Genomic DNA, 14,566 nt, shown 5'->3' with positions numbered 1-14,566 from the left:
GATGAGCCGTCCCGACCACGAGGACCGGTGCCGGGCGCCGGGGAGCGCCGCCGCGCGGCCCGGCCGGTTCCGTCACCGCCTGCGCGCCGCGTCCGGCGCGCTCCGGGCGGGGCGGCACGGGCCCACGCTGGGTCTCGGTGTCCTGGTGCTGGTCACCGCGTTCCTCGCCGCGGCGTTCCCGCGCGCGGTGGACGCGTACGAGACCCGAGGCGCGCGGCAGGCGCTGACGTCGGTCGTCGCCGAGCAGCGGACGTTGCAGATCTCGCTCGCGCGCGACGACGTGTCCGGCGCCCCCGGTGCCGCGTTCGCCGCCCGGGAGACCGACCGCCAGGACCGGGCGATCCGCGGCCGGTTCACCGACCCGCTGCGCGTCGCCGCCGGCCGTTCCGTGCACGGCGTGCGCACCACCACGCCGCTCGCCGCCCGGGACTCCTGGCTGCCCCGGCCCGACGGTGAGCCGCCCCGCTTCACGGTCGCCGCCGCGTCAGGTCTTGCGGCGCACAGCACCCGCGTCACGGGCCGGCTGCCCCGGGCCGCGGCGCCCGGAGCCCGCACCCTCCAGGCCGCGGTCAGCACGGCGAGCGCCCGCACCCTCGGCCTGCGCGTCGGCAGCACCCTGCACCTCGACGGCCTGACGGTACGGATCTGCGGCCTGTTCACCCCGCGCGCCCCCGAGGACGCGTACTGGTCCGTGGACGCTCCGCTGGCCACGCCGAGCCGGGCCACGACGGACGGCCCCCCGCCGCTGCGGTACTGGCAGGCGGGCCTGCTGCTGCACCCCGGCGACGGCCCCCGGCTCGCGTCCGCCGCCCCCGGCAAGCCCGAGAAGTACTGGTGGTACGAGCTGGACGGGCGGGCCCTGACCGCGCGTCAGGCGCCCGCCCTGCGGGACCTGCTGCTCTCCGTCGAACACGGCGCAGGACTCGCCCGGATCCGTTCCGTCGCGGGCGAGGGTGCGGTCACCGACACACCGGCCGACGGCCTCATCGACGCCTTCGAGCGGACCCGCGCCACGGTCGCCCCGGTGATCGCGGTCGCCGCGTTCGGCGTCGGCACCGTCGCCGCCGTGGTGCTGCTGATGACCGGCGCGCTGACCGCCGCCGGACGCCGTTCCGAACTCGCGCTGCTGCGGGCCCGCGGCGCCTCCCTCGCCGGGCTGACCGGGCGGCTGGCGGCGGCCACGGCGGCGGCTGCGCTGCCCGGCGCCGCGGTCGGCGGAGGTCTTGCGCTGCTCCTGGTGCCCGGCGAGCGGACCGCCGTCCCCGTGCTCGCCGCGGCCTGCGTCGGTGTGGTGGGCACCCTGGCGCTGCCGCTGCGGGCCGCCGTCGCGCACCGCCGCCCGCGCCCGGCGGGCCGGGAGGACCTGGCCGCCGCCCGTCCTTCCCGGCGCTGTACGGTCGCCGAACTGACCGTCGTGGTGCTGGCGGCCGTCGCGGTGCTCGCGCTGCGCAGCCGCGGCACCGCGTCCGGCGGGGTGGACGCCCTGGCGAGCGCGGCGCCGGTGCTGATCGGGGTGATCGCCGCGCTGGTGCTGCTCCGGCTCTACCCGCTGCCGCTGCGGCTCGCCGTGCGGCCTGCGGCCCGTACGGCGGGGCTGCTCGGCTTCCTGTCGCTGGCCCGCGCTGGCCGCGCCCCGGCCACCGCCGGACTGCCGCTGCTGGCGCTGCTGGTGGCGCTGACCACCGCGTCGTTCGGCGGTTCGGTGCTGGCGGGGGTGGCGCACGGCAGGGACCGCGCGGCGCTCGCCGCGGTCGGCGCCGAGGCACGGATCTCCGGCGACGCTCCGCTGCCGAAGGCGCTGGCCGCCGCCGTGGCGAAGGTGCCGGGTGTCACCGGCGCGGTGCCCGTACAGCTCGGCATCCAGGCCGCGGCGGACAGCGGGCCGCCGCTGACCTTGGTGATCGCGGACGCCGACCGCTACGCCGGGCTCTCCCGCGCCACCGGCCTCGGCGCCTTCCCCGCGGGACTCCTGGACGACCCCGGTGGCAGCGGGCCGCTGCCCGCCCTGGTGTCCCCCGGCGTCGTCACCCGCTTCGGGCACTCCCCCATGACCCTGCAACCGGAAGCGGGCCAGATCACGGTCCGCCCGGTGGCGGTACGCGCCGACACCCCGGCGCTGCCCGGCGGCGACTTCATCGTGCTCGACGTGGCGGGAGTGGCCAGGCTGCACCCGGACAGCGTCACCGACAAGGCGCTGGGGCCCACCCTGCTGCTGGCGTCCGGCAGTTCGCCCGACCCCGGTGCGCTGCGCGCCGCGGTCCGCGCGCACACCCCGGCGGGCGCGTCCGTCCACACCACCCTGCGCGCCGAGGCGCGGGCCGGGCTCGCCGATCCGCCGCTCCAGGAGGGCGCGCAGCGGCTGTACACGGCCGCGGTCGGCGCGGGCGCCGGATTCGCGCTGCTCGCGCTGCTGCTGTCGCTGCTCCAGGCCGCGCCGGAGCGTGCCCAACTCCTGGGGAGACTACGGACGTTGGGGCTGACCGCGCGGCAGGGGCGGCGGCTGATGGTCCTGGAGGCGCTGCCGCAGGCGCTGTTGGCGGCGCTGGGCGGCGCGCTGGTCGGCGTGGCCGCGATCCGCCTGCTGGGTCCTGGCACCGACCTCGCCCCGCTCGCCTTCCCCGGCGCGTCGGGCGACGAGGCGGGCACCGTACACCTGCGCACCGACCCCGCGTCCCTGCTGCTGCCGTCGGTGGCGGTGGTGGTCCTGGCCCTGGCCGTGGCACTGACCCAGGCGTGGCTGAGCGGACGACGGCACGCGAGCACCGAGTGGAGAGCGGGAGACACCCGATGACCCGGACCGAACGCACCGCACCGGAACCGGCGGAACCGGACGAGCCGAACGAACCAGGTGAACCGGGTGACCCGGGTGAACCGGCCGCGGCCCCGCCGTCCCCCGGCCCCGCGAGCCTCGCCGAGCTGGAGCGGCGGGCCGCGTCCCGGCGCGGCAGGCCCGCCTACGGTCACGACGCGCTGATCGCCTGCGACCGCCTGGTGCGGGTCTTCGCCACCGACGGGGTGGAGGTGCAGGCGCTCCAGGGCCTCGATCTGCTGGTCGCGGAAGGCGAGTTGATGGCCCTGGTGGGGGCGTCGGGCAGCGGCAAGTCGACGCTGATGAACATCCTGGCCGGGCTCGACGTGCCGACCGCGGGCGCCGCCCGGGTCGCCGGCCGTGACCTGCTGACGATGGGCGCCGCGGCCCGCCTCGACTACCGCCGCGACGTCGTCGGCTTCGTCTGGCAGCAGACCACCCGCAACCTCCTGCCGTACCTCACCGCCCTCCAGAACGTCACGCTGCCGATGCGGCTGCGCGGCGGGCTGCGGCGGGCGGAGCGGACGCGGCGGGCCGAGCGGCTGCTGTCGATGCTCGCCATCGGCCACTGCCGCGACCGCCGCCCGCACCAGCTCTCCGGCGGCGAGGCGCAGCGCACCGCCATCGCCGTCGCCCTGGCCAACACCCCGTCGGTCCTGCTGGCCGACGAGCCGACCGGCGAACTGGACTCGCACACCGCCGAGCAGGTCTTCTCCGCGTTCCGCACCGCCAACGAGGAACTGGGCACCACGATCGTGATCGTCACCCACGACCAGGCGGTGGCGTCCGAGGTACGGCGCACCGTCGCCATCCGCGACGGCCGCACCTCGTCCGAGGTGCTGCGCCGCACCGAACGGGACGCGTCGACCGGCCAGGAGTCGCTGGTCGCCCAGGAGTACGCGATGCTCGACCGCGCCGGACGGCTGCAACTGCCCGCCGACTACACCGGCAGCCTGGGCATGGAACACCGGGTGCTGCTGGAGCTGGAGAGCGACCACATCGGCGTCTGGTCCGACCGCACGGCCGACGGCGCGGCACGGGCACGGGACGACGGCGCATAGCGGAGTTCCGGCAGGTCGCCGTGGCGTCGTGGCCTCGTGGCGCCCCACCGGGCACGCCCGGGACCGCCGCTCAGGTCGGTGTGACCGTCAGCCCCGACAGTCCGGTCAGCTCCGCCGGACCCGCCGCGCGGACCGCGATCGAGCCGTAGGCGGTGCTCAGCCGCAGCCAGCCGCCCGCGGCCAGCAGGGTGGGCGGCTGCGCGGCGGGCGCGGTCAGTACCCCGCCGCCGGACCCGGCCGCGACCTGCGCCGGGCGCAGGAAGCCCAGCGACTGGGCGGCGTGCACGGCGCGCAGCGGGAGGTGGGTGTCGCCGAGGGTGCGCGACCAGATCTCCCTGCCGATACGGTCCCGGGCCGCGCGGGTGCGCTCCTGGGGGGCCAACGCCTCGTCCCGGGCGCGGAATTCGGCGACGGCCGCGGCCACCGCGCGGACCAGGGCATCGGGCGCGGGCAGCCCCGGCACCCGTCGCCAGCCGCCGCGCGGCGGCAGCACACCGGCCCACGGCGGTCCTGTGACGGCGGCGGGCACCGTCAGCGTGTCCGCCGCTTCCTGGATCCCTTCGAGGAGTTCCCCCGCGGAGACGGTGGCGTCCAGGGCAGGGCGCTGCCCTTCGGCGAGCCGGGCGGTGCGGATCGCCAGCACCTCGAACGACGGCGGCCGGCCGAACACGGCCAGCACACCGTCACCGGCCTGGAGGCGTACCGCCGCGGCCTTGTCGTAGTGGATCAGCCGGGCCAGGAAGGCGGCGAGGTCCGCCGCCTCCCCCGCGTCGGCCAGACGCAGCACCGTCATCGAGCGACGGCCCCCTTCGCCTGCGCGGCGTCGTCCAGGTATTCCTTCAGGTACGCCTTCTCCTCCGCGGTGAGGCGGCGCGGGCGCTCCTCGGCGAAGTCGTAGGGGACGACGACGGTCGTGGCGCGGAGGTAGAGCGTGTCCTCGTCCTTGACCTCGTAGCCGACGGTCATCGACGCGGCACTGATCTTCGTGACCCACAGCTCGATGGTCACCGGGGCGTGCCGGTGCACCAACGGGCGTACGTAGTCGATCTCGTGGCGGGCCACGACGGACCCGCCGGTGAACGACACACTGCCGCCCCCCGGCGCCAGCCGGGCCATGAAGTCGATCCGCGCCTCTTCGAGGTAGCGGACGAAGACCGCGTTGTTGACATGGCCGAAGGCATCCATGTCGGACCAGCGCAGGGGGCAGGAGTAGTGGTGTCGCACGCGGCTCAGCCCCGGGTCAGCTTCTTGTACGTCGCACGGTGCGGGCGGGCCGCGTCCGCGCCGAGGCGCTCGACCTTGTTCTTCTCGTACGACTCGAAGTTGCCCTCGAACCAGAACCACTTGGATTCGCCCTCGTACGCCAGGATGTGCGTGGCGACGCGGTCCAGGAACCAGCGGTCGTGGGAGACGACCACGGCGCAGCCGGGGAAGTCGAGGAGCGCGTTCTCCAGCGACGACAGGGTCTCGACGTCGAGGTCGTTGGTCGGTTCGTCGAGGAGCAGGAGGTTGCCGCCCTGCTTGAGGGTGAGCGCGAGGTTGAGGCGGTTGCGCTCACCGCCGGACAGCACCCCGGCGGGCTTCTGCTGGTCCGGGCCCTTGAAGCCGAACGCGGAGACGTACGCCCGCGACGGCATCTCGACCTGACCGACGTTGATGTAGTCCAGCTCGTCGGAGACCACGGCCCACAGGGTCTTCTTGGGGTCGATGTTCTCGCGGCTCTGGTCGACGTAGGAGATCTTGACGGTGTCGCCGACCTTGATCGAACCGCCGTCGGGCGACTCCAGGCCCTGGATCATCTTGAACAGCGTGGTCTTGCCCGCGCCGTTCGGGCCGATGACGCCGACGATGCCGTTGCGGGGCAGCGTGAACGACAGGTCGTCGATCAGCACCTTCTCGCCGAACGCCTTCGAGAGGTTCTCGACCTCGACGACGATGTTGCCCAGGCGCGGGCCCGGCGGGATCTGGATCTCCTCGAAGTCCAGCTTCCGCATCTTGTCGGCCTCGGCGGCCATCTCCTCGTAACGCGCCAGACGCGACTTGGACTTGGCCTGCCGCCCCTTGGCGTTCGAGCGGACCCACTCCAGCTCGTCCTTCAGACGCTTCGCCCGCTTGGCGTCCTTCTGGCCCTCGACCTTGAGACGGGCCTGCTTGGTCTCCAGGTACTTGGAGTAGTTGCCCTCGTAGCCGTGGGCGCGACCGCGGTCCAGCTCCATGATCCAGCCGGCGACGTTGTCGAGGAAGTACCGGTCGTGGGTGACGGCGACGACGGTGCCGGGGTACTTCGCGAGGTGCTGCTCAAGCCACTGCACGGACTCGGCGTCCAGGTGGTTGGTGGGCTCGTCGAGGAGCAGCAGGTCGGGCGCCTCAAGGAGCAGCTTGCACAGCGCGACGCGGCGGCGCTCACCACCGGAGAGGTTGGTGACCGGCCAGTCGCCGGGCGGGCAGCCCAGCGCGTCCATGGCCTGCTCCAGCTGGGTGTCCAGGTCCCACGCGTTGGCGTGGTCGAGGTCCTCCTGGAGCTTGCCCATCTCCTCCATCAGCGCGTCGGAGTAGTCGGTCGCCATCAGCTCGGCGACCTCGTTGAAGCGGTGCAGCTTGCCCATGATCTCGGCGGCGCCGTCCTGGACGTTCTGCAGCACCGTCTTGGACTCGTCGAGCGGCGGCTCCTGGAGGAGCATGCCGACGGTGTAGCCAGGGGAGAGGAACGCGTCACCGTTCGACGGCTGCTCAAGACCGGCCATGATCTTCAGCACCGTGGACTTACCGGCGCCGTTGGGGCCCACAACACCGATCTTCGCGCCCGGCAGGAAGCTCAGCGTCACGTCATCGAGGATGACCTTGTCGCCGTGCGCCTTGCGCGTCTTGCGCATCGTGTAGATGTACTCAGCCAAGAGAAACCGTCCGGCAGTCTGGATCTATCAGGTCTGTATGCGGCTCCGCCGCGTGGGCCATGGTGCGGCGTGGCCGCGCGAGGGCAGATACACCCATCTTGCCGTACGGCCGTGCCCTGAAGAAAACGAGTAGCCGAGACCACCGCCCCGGGACCTCCCCCCACCCGCCACAACCGCCCCTCCCCGGCCCTTCAGCCCCGGTGCCCACCTGCGCCTTCCCGACGGGTCCGCCGCCCCCCCCCACCCGGCACTCCCAGGCCGTTGCCCCGCCGCACCGCACCGCACTCCGCCACGCCACACACGCCGGCGGCCCCGGAGCGCTCCTGCGCTCCGGGGCCGCCGGTGTGGTCTCAGCGCCCGCTCACTACGCGGTGCCGGACTTCTTCTTACGGAGGAAGAAGACCGAGCCGCCGCCGACCAGGACCAGCACGACCGCGATGCCCGCGATCACCGGCGTGGCACTGCTGGAACCGGTCTCGGCGAGGTCACCGCCGCCGGTCTCGCCACCGTTGGTGCCGCCGACCGAGGCCGGGCTCGGCTGCGGGGTGGGCTTGCCGCCACCGGAACCCGCGGTCTTGCAGTCCAGGACGCCGGAGAAGGTCTTCTCGAAACCGCCCTCGCCCTTGACCGCGATCTTGTACGGCTGGTCCTCGCCGACCGGCACCGTCACGGTCCGCGACGCACCCGGCGCGACCTCGTACTTCTTGCCCGAGAGCGCGAAGCGGAACACCTCGTCGCCCTTGTTGGACGCCGTGACGTCCACGCCGCCCTTGGAGCAGTTCTTCTCGGCGGTGACCGCCGGGATGGCGCCCTGCTTCTTCCACGAGGCGGTCGCGGCGGCCGAGACGGTGGACTCGCTGGAGCCGGCCAGGATCTGGGTCTGGCTCTTGGCGTGCTCGCCGATGCCGGTGAAGGCACGGCCGACCGGGACCTTGGTCGCGGCCTGGGCGGTCAGCGAGGTGGTGCCGTCGGCCGCGCCCGCGGGCACGTCGAAGAACAGCTGGCTGCCTTCGGCGGCGCTGGTGACGGGCTTGCCGTCCTTGCCGACGACCTTGACGCCGGACGGCACGTCCGCGGCCGGGGCGACCGTGACGCTGTCCGCGTTGGTGTGCACGGTGACCGGACCGAGGCGGTTGCCGGACTTACCGGAGACGGCCGGCGGGGTCAGCGTCAGCGACGCCTTCGGCTCGGAGAGGTTCTGCGCGCTCTTCTGGAGGTAGTCGGCGAGCTTCTCGGCCGCCGGGTCGACCGCGTCAACCTTGGCGTGGTCGGAGAAGCGCCAGATCGCGACCTGGGTTCCGGCCGCCGCGGTCTTCTCGGTGAGGTGCCCGGCGTCGGCCTTCTTGGCCAGCGCCTCCAGGTCGTTCACCTGCGGGTAGGAGTTCTGCAGGATCCAACGGATCTTGCCGGCGTCCGCGTTGTTGTGCAGCGACGACGCGCTCCACGGCACTTCCTGGTACTTCGCCTGCTGCTGCGTCGGGTTGTGGATGTCGATGCAGTACGTCTGCAGCGTGCCGCCGTTGTCGACCGACATCTCGAAAAGGCCGGCGCCGAGGGGCTGGTCCCCACCCTGGCCGTGCACGACCGCCTGGTCGTAAACCTTCAGGCCGCCGAGCGTGGCGGTGGCACCGCCGTGCGCGGAGGTCGTGTCATCCGCCGCGGCAGGCCCCGCGGTGGCTATCGCGCCCGCGGCGACCAGGCCCGAGGCCATGACCGCTGCGGCAAGGCGGGCTGCGCCCCGCCCCTTCTTCGAAAGCATGAATTTCCCCTCTGGGCGAGGCGGTCGAGTGGGGAGGAGCCTCGCCGGAAAGATCCCAAAGAACTCAACAGCTGAACACATCAGCCCCCGTGAGTACTCGTCGGATCCTAGAGAGCGGGCGCATGACGGTCCCCAGGATTGGCTTCCCGCACTCGATCCGAATCGCAATCGTTACCGACTGCCGTACGAATGACCTGGCATTATCGACAAATCGCCGGGACTTTTCAGGGCACTGCCACCTTCTCCGGCAAACCGCCGGGACACACCTGGCCACTTGAGGCCCCGACTGCGGTAAATCGCCTCGCCCGCCCCGTGCCACACCTCGCCTAACGCGATCTCTCCCCCCTCCCGCATTTCCCATAAGCCCCGCCTCCCCGGTCAACTGCCGTGCGCTATCCCAGGAAGTGGAGAATTCAACCGGTGCCCGCCCTGCACCCCCGCCCCCTCCACCACATCGCCATCGCCATCTCCCGAAGAACCGGCCGCGCCCGCCTCCGCACTCTCGCCCGCACCCGTTTCCGGGACGACGGCAGAGCCTGACACCCGCCCGCCCGGGGCCTGTTGGACCGGCACCTGCTCCGTGCGCGCTCGCGGCGACCGCCGGAAGGCGGCGGTACCCCGGGAAAGGTCATGACCGATCGCCAACGCATCGACCTCCGCCGCGAACCAGCGCGCCCCACCGCGCTCCGGCGGCTGCTCCCCCTCCCTCAGCCGCAACCTCCCCTGCACCAAAAGCGGTTCACCCACCGCCACCGATGCCGCGACATTGTCGGCGAGCGCCCGCCACGCCCTGACCGTATAAAAGCTCGTCTCGCCGTCCGTCCAGCGTTCCCGCGCCTTGTCCCACCGCCGCGAAGTCGCCGCGAGCCGGAATCGCGCCACCGCCATCCCCGCCGCGGTCTGCCGATGCTCCACCGCCGTCGCGGCATTCCCCACCAAAGTCACCAACGTGTCGTTCATCGCGCCCACTTCCCCCGTCCGCGCCGCGTCGTACGGCGCCCGTCATCCGCTGTCACCCACCGCTCTCGCCGTGCGCTGATCTCATGCTGCACGCATTCCGCAATCCCCGCTCCGGGCTGTGGACGACCACCCGACTGTGGATAACCCGGTCACCCGGACGAGGGCCTGACGGCGGCGAAGAGGCTGCGTAATCCCCCCAACAAGCAGACGCCAAGGGGCACATCGCGACGAGGAGATACCTAATGGAGAACGCGGCCGAGCCTCCGGAAGGCTCGGCCGCGCCCATACCCGCGTACTCAGGCCCCCGACGCCACCGCGTACTGCTGACGCACCTCGCGGTATCGCAGCAGTTCGGCGGCGACCGGTTCGAGCACCCGCGCCCGCCCGCACCCCGCAGCCGTCTCCCGCAGCCTGCGCTCGGTCTCCTGGCCGTGCCGCCGGGCGGGACCGCGCGCCGCCACCCCGCACAGCCACGTCAGAGCGGGCCCGCCCACCGAGCCGACGACCGCAGGCACCAGCGCCGCCACCCACGCTTCCGCATCCGCCAGCCCCGTGAGCACCCCCAGCAGCCACAGCAGACCCACGACCTGAAGAACGAACATCAGGCCCTGCAACGCCCCCGCCACCATCCACCACCGAGGCCGCGCCTTCGGCCCGTCCCGCAGCGCCGCCTCCGCATCCGCCGCCACCTCGTCCAACGCCACCGGCAGCCCCTCCGCGCCCCGCCCCGCCGCCTCCCGCACGGCCTGCGCCCACGACTCCGGCAGCCCACGAGCCGCCTCACCCGCTACCGACCGCACCGCCTGTTCCACAACAGGCCGCGCCGCCGCCCGCCCTCCCAAGTCCCGCGCCGTACCCGCCCCGGCACCCGTCCCATCCCCCCGTACCGCCCCGCCCCGCGCCTTCCACCCCGAACGCACACCGAACGCCGTTCCAGCCGTTCCAGCCGTTCCAGCCGTTCCAGCCGTTCCAGCCGTTCCAGCCGTTCCAGGATTGCCCGGGGTTCCCGGACTGCCCGGGATTCCCGGCGTTCCACCGCCGCCCGGCGTCCCGCGCTTCCCGGGCTTCCTCCGCAGGCCACCCGCCCTCACGACCACCGATCGGAGGCTCGCAACCGTCCCAGGCCGCCCCCCGACCTCCACACCGACCGTCCCGTCGGCCATCCCATCCGCCGTCCCATCAACCGTCCCACCCTCCGTCCCATCGACCGTTCCACCCGCCGTCCCATCGGTCATCCCGTCAGCCGTTCCGCCCGGCCTCCCGCCCGCGCCATCCCGCCGTTCCCCGCGCGTCCACGGAGCCGGGCCCCGGCTTCGCAGCCGCGTCCACGGGGAGCCGCAGGCGCGGTCCGCGTGCCGCAGCCAGTCGCGTTCCGCCGCACGTCCCATCGCCACCGCACCGACCGCTTCGGCCAGCCGGTCGTCGAACTCCTCGCGGGCGCACTCCGTCAGCCCGAACCGCCGCTCCGCCACGTACGCGGGACGCAGCCGTTCGGCAGTCGCGTCCACATCCGCGGCCAGCCGTCGCTCCGCAGCCCCCCGGTCGGCCACGAACTGGCCCAGCGTGTCCCGCAGTTCACCCATCCCCGCCCCCGTCGCAGCGGAGAGCGCGAGCACCTGCGCCCCCGGCTCACCGTGTTCGCCGAGCGCAAGACCGTCCTCGTCCAGGAGCCGGCGCAGATCGTCCACCACTTGGTCGGCGGCGTCACCGGGCAGCCGGTCCACCTGGTTGAGCACCACGAACGTCACCTCGGCATAGCCGGCCAGCGGTCGCAGATAGCGCTCGTGCAACACCGCGTCCGCGTACTTCTCCGGGTCCACCACCCAGATCACCGCGTCCACCAACTTCAGCAGCCGGTCCACCTGTTCGCGATGGCCGGTCTCCGCCGAATCGTGGTCGGGCAGATCCAGCAGTACGAGCCCCCGCAACCCGTCACCACCCGCACCACCCTGCCCGCCCTCACCCGCTTCCCCGGCCGCCTCCCCGGGGACATGGCGGCGGCGCGGCGGGACACCCAACCGGTTCAGCAGCCCCTCGGCACCCGGGCCGCCCGGCCAGACGCAGGCCACCGGCTCGCAGGTCGTCGGCCGGCGCGCGCCGACCTGCGAACGGTTCGCCCCGGCGAGCGCGTTGAACAGCGAGGACTTGCCGCTGCCGGTGGCTCCGGCGAGGGCGACGACCGTGTGCGCCGCGGACAGCCGGCTCCGCTCGTCGGCGGCATCCAGGACCCGGCCCGCCTCCTCAAGCGTCTCGCCGCCCAGCCGGGTCCTGGACAGCGCGATCAGCTCCCGCAGCGCGTCCAGCCGCCGCAGCAGCACATCCCCAGGAATGCACCGTTCCCCGCCCGGCACCCGTACGTCTCCGCCGGCCTTGTCCTCCGCAACCGCCGAGCCCATCGCACGCCACCCATCCGACCGCACGTCCCTCTGGGCCCCTACCCGCCCCGCGCCCCGCACCGCCTCCTCGCCCACGGGACGCACCGCACCACGCCCCACGACACCCCGCTCCACGTCCTCATCCACGGGACGCACGGCGCCACGCCCCACGACGCCCCACGCCACCTCCACAACTGGCCCTCCACCCACGCCGTCCATCCCGCCGAGCGCTTCCGCCACCGCTTCCGCATCCGCATCTGCATCCGCATCTGCCGCAGGCTCCACCTGGGCCTCGCGCCGCCGCCCGCCCGGCCGCGGAAACGCACCGGCCCGCACCCGTCGCGCGATCAGCCCGTCGTCCCACCGCGCGCCCCGCAGAAAGCCACGCCCGCCCGTCCCCGCACCCGTCGGCTCCGGAACGCCCCCTTCCTCCGCCTCACCTCCTGGCTCCGCCACGCCCTCGTCCGGAACCAGGTCATCCACCCTCTCGCCACATGCCCGGCACGCCCCGCACATCCCGGAGACCCCACACACCCCACACGCCGAGCCCACAGCCGAAGTCCCCTCCCCCACACCGCTCTCCGAAGCCCCCGGGCCACCCGCCCCCTCAGCACTCTCACCGAGGCCATCAGTGCTCTTGGACCACGGCCCCCTCTCCCACCACTCAGAACTCCTCTGACTCCTCTGCCCCCCGGGGCACTCAGGACTCTCCGGACCTTCCGGACCCTCCATCCCCTCCGGACGTCCCGTGCACCCGCTCACCACGACACCTTCTCCCTCTGCAGTACGGACAGTGCGGCGATCAGTTCGGCCTGCTGTTCCGGCGGCACGGAAAGCTGGTCGAGCGGTGCCAGCCGACGCTCGCGCTCGGCGTCGAGCGCGCGTTCCAAGTGCCTGGTCAGCAGCCTGTTGCCCCGGTCGCACAGCCGCAGCGCGCTCTGCGCCCCGAGGAGTTCGGCGAGACTCTCGCCCGCCGTACGCGCCCGCCGCCCGCCGAGCAGTGCGGTGGCCAGCAGCGCCGCCGGCTCCTCCGGCACCACGGCCCCCGGACGGTCTGCGGCGAGTCCGCCGGACGCCTCGCGGGTCTCCTCGTCCGCCAGTTCCTCCAGGCAGCGACGCCAATGCCGTACGACGACTCCGAGCCGCGCTGCCGCACCCGCGGTGCCGGCCGCGGCCGTCGGCGACACGTCCGCGGCGGCCGGGTCACGGCGCCAGGCATCGGCGACCCGTTCGTCGGCCTGCTCCACCGCGCAGTACAGCAGGGCCGTGAGCCCATGGGTCAGCGCGTCCAGCAGCTCATCGGGGCGGCCACCGAGTGCGTGATCGCGCCAGTGGGCACGCGCGTCCCCGGACAACACCTCGCCCGCCGCGACCTCCTCACGGACCCGCTCAGCGGCCTCCTCGTACGCCCCATCGACCCGGCCGGCCAGCCGCAGCGCCGCGGCATGCTGGGCCGCGGCCTCGCCCGCGAGCGCCGGCAGCCGGCTGCGCAGCGAGGCGATCACGCCGGCCGCGGTGCGGTCCGCGGCGGCGGACCGGGCGAGCGGGTCCTGGGCATGCCGCGCCAGCCAGTCGCGCAGGGCGGCGACCGCGGTGGCGGGCAGCAGCCCGCTGCCGCCGCCGGCCGACTCGGGCAGCTCGGGGATGGTGAAGCGCGGCACATGGCCGAGGCCGGCGTCCTGGAGGAGCGCCGCGTAGCGCCCCGAGATGTCGGCGGCGATCTGGTGCGGCACCCGGTCGAGCACGGTCACCAGAGTGACGTCGTACTCCTTGGCCGTACGCAGCAGATGCCAGGGCACCGCGTCGGCGTACCGGGCGGCCGTGGTGACGAGCACCCAGACGTCGGCGGCGCAGATCAGTTCGGCCGCGAGTTCACGGTTGCCCGCCACCAGGGAGTCGATGTCGGGGGCGTCCAGGAGGGCCAGCCCGCTGGGCAACGCCGGGTCGGTCTCGATCCGCAACGTAGGCATCCCGGACTCCCCAGAGGCCCCTTCCGCCCCCCGCCCCTCCCCATCACCCTCCCGGTAGCCGCCATACGCCTCATGTACCTCGTACGACTCATACGCCGCGTATGGCGCGTAGCCACCAGCGCCCCCGTCCGCGTAGCCACCACCGCCCCCGTCCCCGCCCCCGGCTCCATACGCCTCGCCTCGCCGGTGGCCCCGCCCGCCCGGCGCCTCCGGACGGCCGCCGTCCTGTTCCGGCACCCAGATGCGCGCCAGTTGGGGCAGCACCCGCCGGCCGGCGAACCACTGGCGGTCGTCGGGGTGACAGACCAGCACCGGCGTCCGCGTCGTCGGACGCAGCACCCCGGCTTCCGACACCCGCCGCCCCACCAGCGAATTGACCAGCGTCGACTTGCCGGCCCCGGTGGAACCGCCGATGACGGCGAGCAGCGGGGCCTGCGGCGCGCGTAGCCGGGGCATCACATAGTCGTCCAGCTGCGCGAGCAGCTCGGCCCTGCTGCGGCGGGCGCACGCCGCGCCTCCTAGAGGCAGCGGAAAGCGTGCGGCGTCAACGCGGTCTCGCAGTACGGACAGCGCGTCGATGAGCCGGGGTCGTACATCCAAGGTCGCCACATGTGCAGAATGCCCAATTTCGTTGGGTTTTTGAAGCGTATACCCCTGTGTGCGCGCCGTAAAAAACGGTACAGAACGGGACGACTGTCACGTGAGACGATCGAGACAAGTGGGGCACAGGCATAACGA

The 14,566-nt window shown here is 73.5% G+C and carries 9 protein-coding genes; 2 read left to right on the top strand and 7 right to left on the bottom strand.

Annotated elements, in window-relative coordinates:
- Position 1 precedes the first annotated feature (1 nt).
- Both ACIBK8_RS04730 and ACIBK8_RS04725 read left to right on the top strand, forming a co-directional pair.
- The gene (locus ACIBK8_RS04730; protein WP_399040080.1) at positions 2 to 2,791 is read left to right on the top strand and encodes an FtsX-like permease family protein; all 2,790 of its coding nucleotides are present in this window, start codon (positions 2 to 4) and stop codon (positions 2,789 to 2,791) included.
- Positions 2,788 to 3,870: an ABC transporter ATP-binding protein gene (locus ACIBK8_RS04725; RefSeq protein ID WP_399040079.1), complete on the top strand. Its 1,083-nt coding sequence runs from the start codon at positions 2,788 to 2,790 to the stop codon at positions 3,868 to 3,870. The genes ACIBK8_RS04730 and ACIBK8_RS04725 overlap by 4 nt, the downstream gene beginning before the upstream one ends.
- A gap of 70 nt (positions 3,871 to 3,940) precedes the next feature.
- On the opposite strand, the gene ACIBK8_RS04720 is transcribed toward ACIBK8_RS04725, so the two are convergent.
- The 7 genes from ACIBK8_RS04720 to ACIBK8_RS04690 all read right to left on the bottom strand — a co-directional run bounded on the left by ACIBK8_RS04720 (position 3,941) and on the right by ACIBK8_RS04690 (position 14,437).
- A complete protein-coding gene (locus tag ACIBK8_RS04720; RefSeq protein WP_399040078.1) occupies positions 3,941 to 4,663 on the bottom strand; it encodes a hypothetical protein in 723 nt (240 codons plus the stop codon).
- Positions 4,660 to 5,094 carry an acyl-CoA thioesterase gene (locus ACIBK8_RS04715; RefSeq protein ID WP_399040077.1) on the bottom strand — a complete coding sequence of 145 codons (435 nt, stop codon included), beginning with the start codon at positions 5,092 to 5,094 and terminating at the stop codon, positions 4,660 to 4,662. Before ACIBK8_RS04715 ends, ACIBK8_RS04720 begins: the two co-directional genes overlap by 4 nt.
- Before the next feature lie 5 nt (positions 5,095 to 5,099).
- Positions 5,100 to 6,764 carry an energy-dependent translational throttle protein EttA gene (ettA, locus tag ACIBK8_RS04710; protein ID WP_399040075.1) on the bottom strand — a complete coding sequence of 555 codons (1,665 nt, stop codon included), beginning with the start codon at positions 6,762 to 6,764 and terminating at the stop codon, positions 5,100 to 5,102.
- 364 nt (positions 6,765 to 7,128) lie between these two features.
- Positions 7,129 to 8,523: an LAETG motif-containing sortase-dependent surface protein gene (locus ACIBK8_RS04705; RefSeq protein ID WP_399040074.1), complete on the bottom strand. Its 1,395-nt coding sequence runs from the start codon at positions 8,521 to 8,523 to the stop codon at positions 7,129 to 7,131.
- 378 nt (positions 8,524 to 8,901) lie between these two features.
- Entirely contained in the window at positions 8,902 to 9,483 is a 582-nt protein-coding gene (locus ACIBK8_RS04700) for a single-stranded DNA-binding protein (RefSeq protein ID WP_399040073.1), read from the bottom strand.
- Between the two features lie 296 nt (positions 9,484 to 9,779).
- Positions 9,780 to 11,879, bottom strand: a complete 2,100-nt coding sequence (locus tag ACIBK8_RS04695) for a GTPase (RefSeq protein WP_399040072.1) — start codon at positions 11,877 to 11,879, stop codon at positions 9,780 to 9,782.
- 737 nt (positions 11,880 to 12,616) lie between these two features.
- Positions 12,617 to 14,437 carry an ATP-binding protein gene (locus tag ACIBK8_RS04690; protein WP_399040071.1) on the bottom strand — a complete coding sequence of 607 codons (1,821 nt, stop codon included), beginning with the start codon at positions 14,435 to 14,437 and terminating at the stop codon, positions 12,617 to 12,619.
- Positions 14,438 to 14,566 lie beyond the last annotated feature (129 nt).

The organism is Streptomyces sp. NPDC050161, assembly GCF_044460025.1.
Classification (GTDB): domain Bacteria; phylum Actinomycetota; class Actinomycetes; order Streptomycetales; family Streptomycetaceae; genus Streptomyces.
The sequence above is the reverse complement of the archived record's forward strand: the minus strand, read 5'-3'. Positions and strand labels throughout refer to the sequence as shown.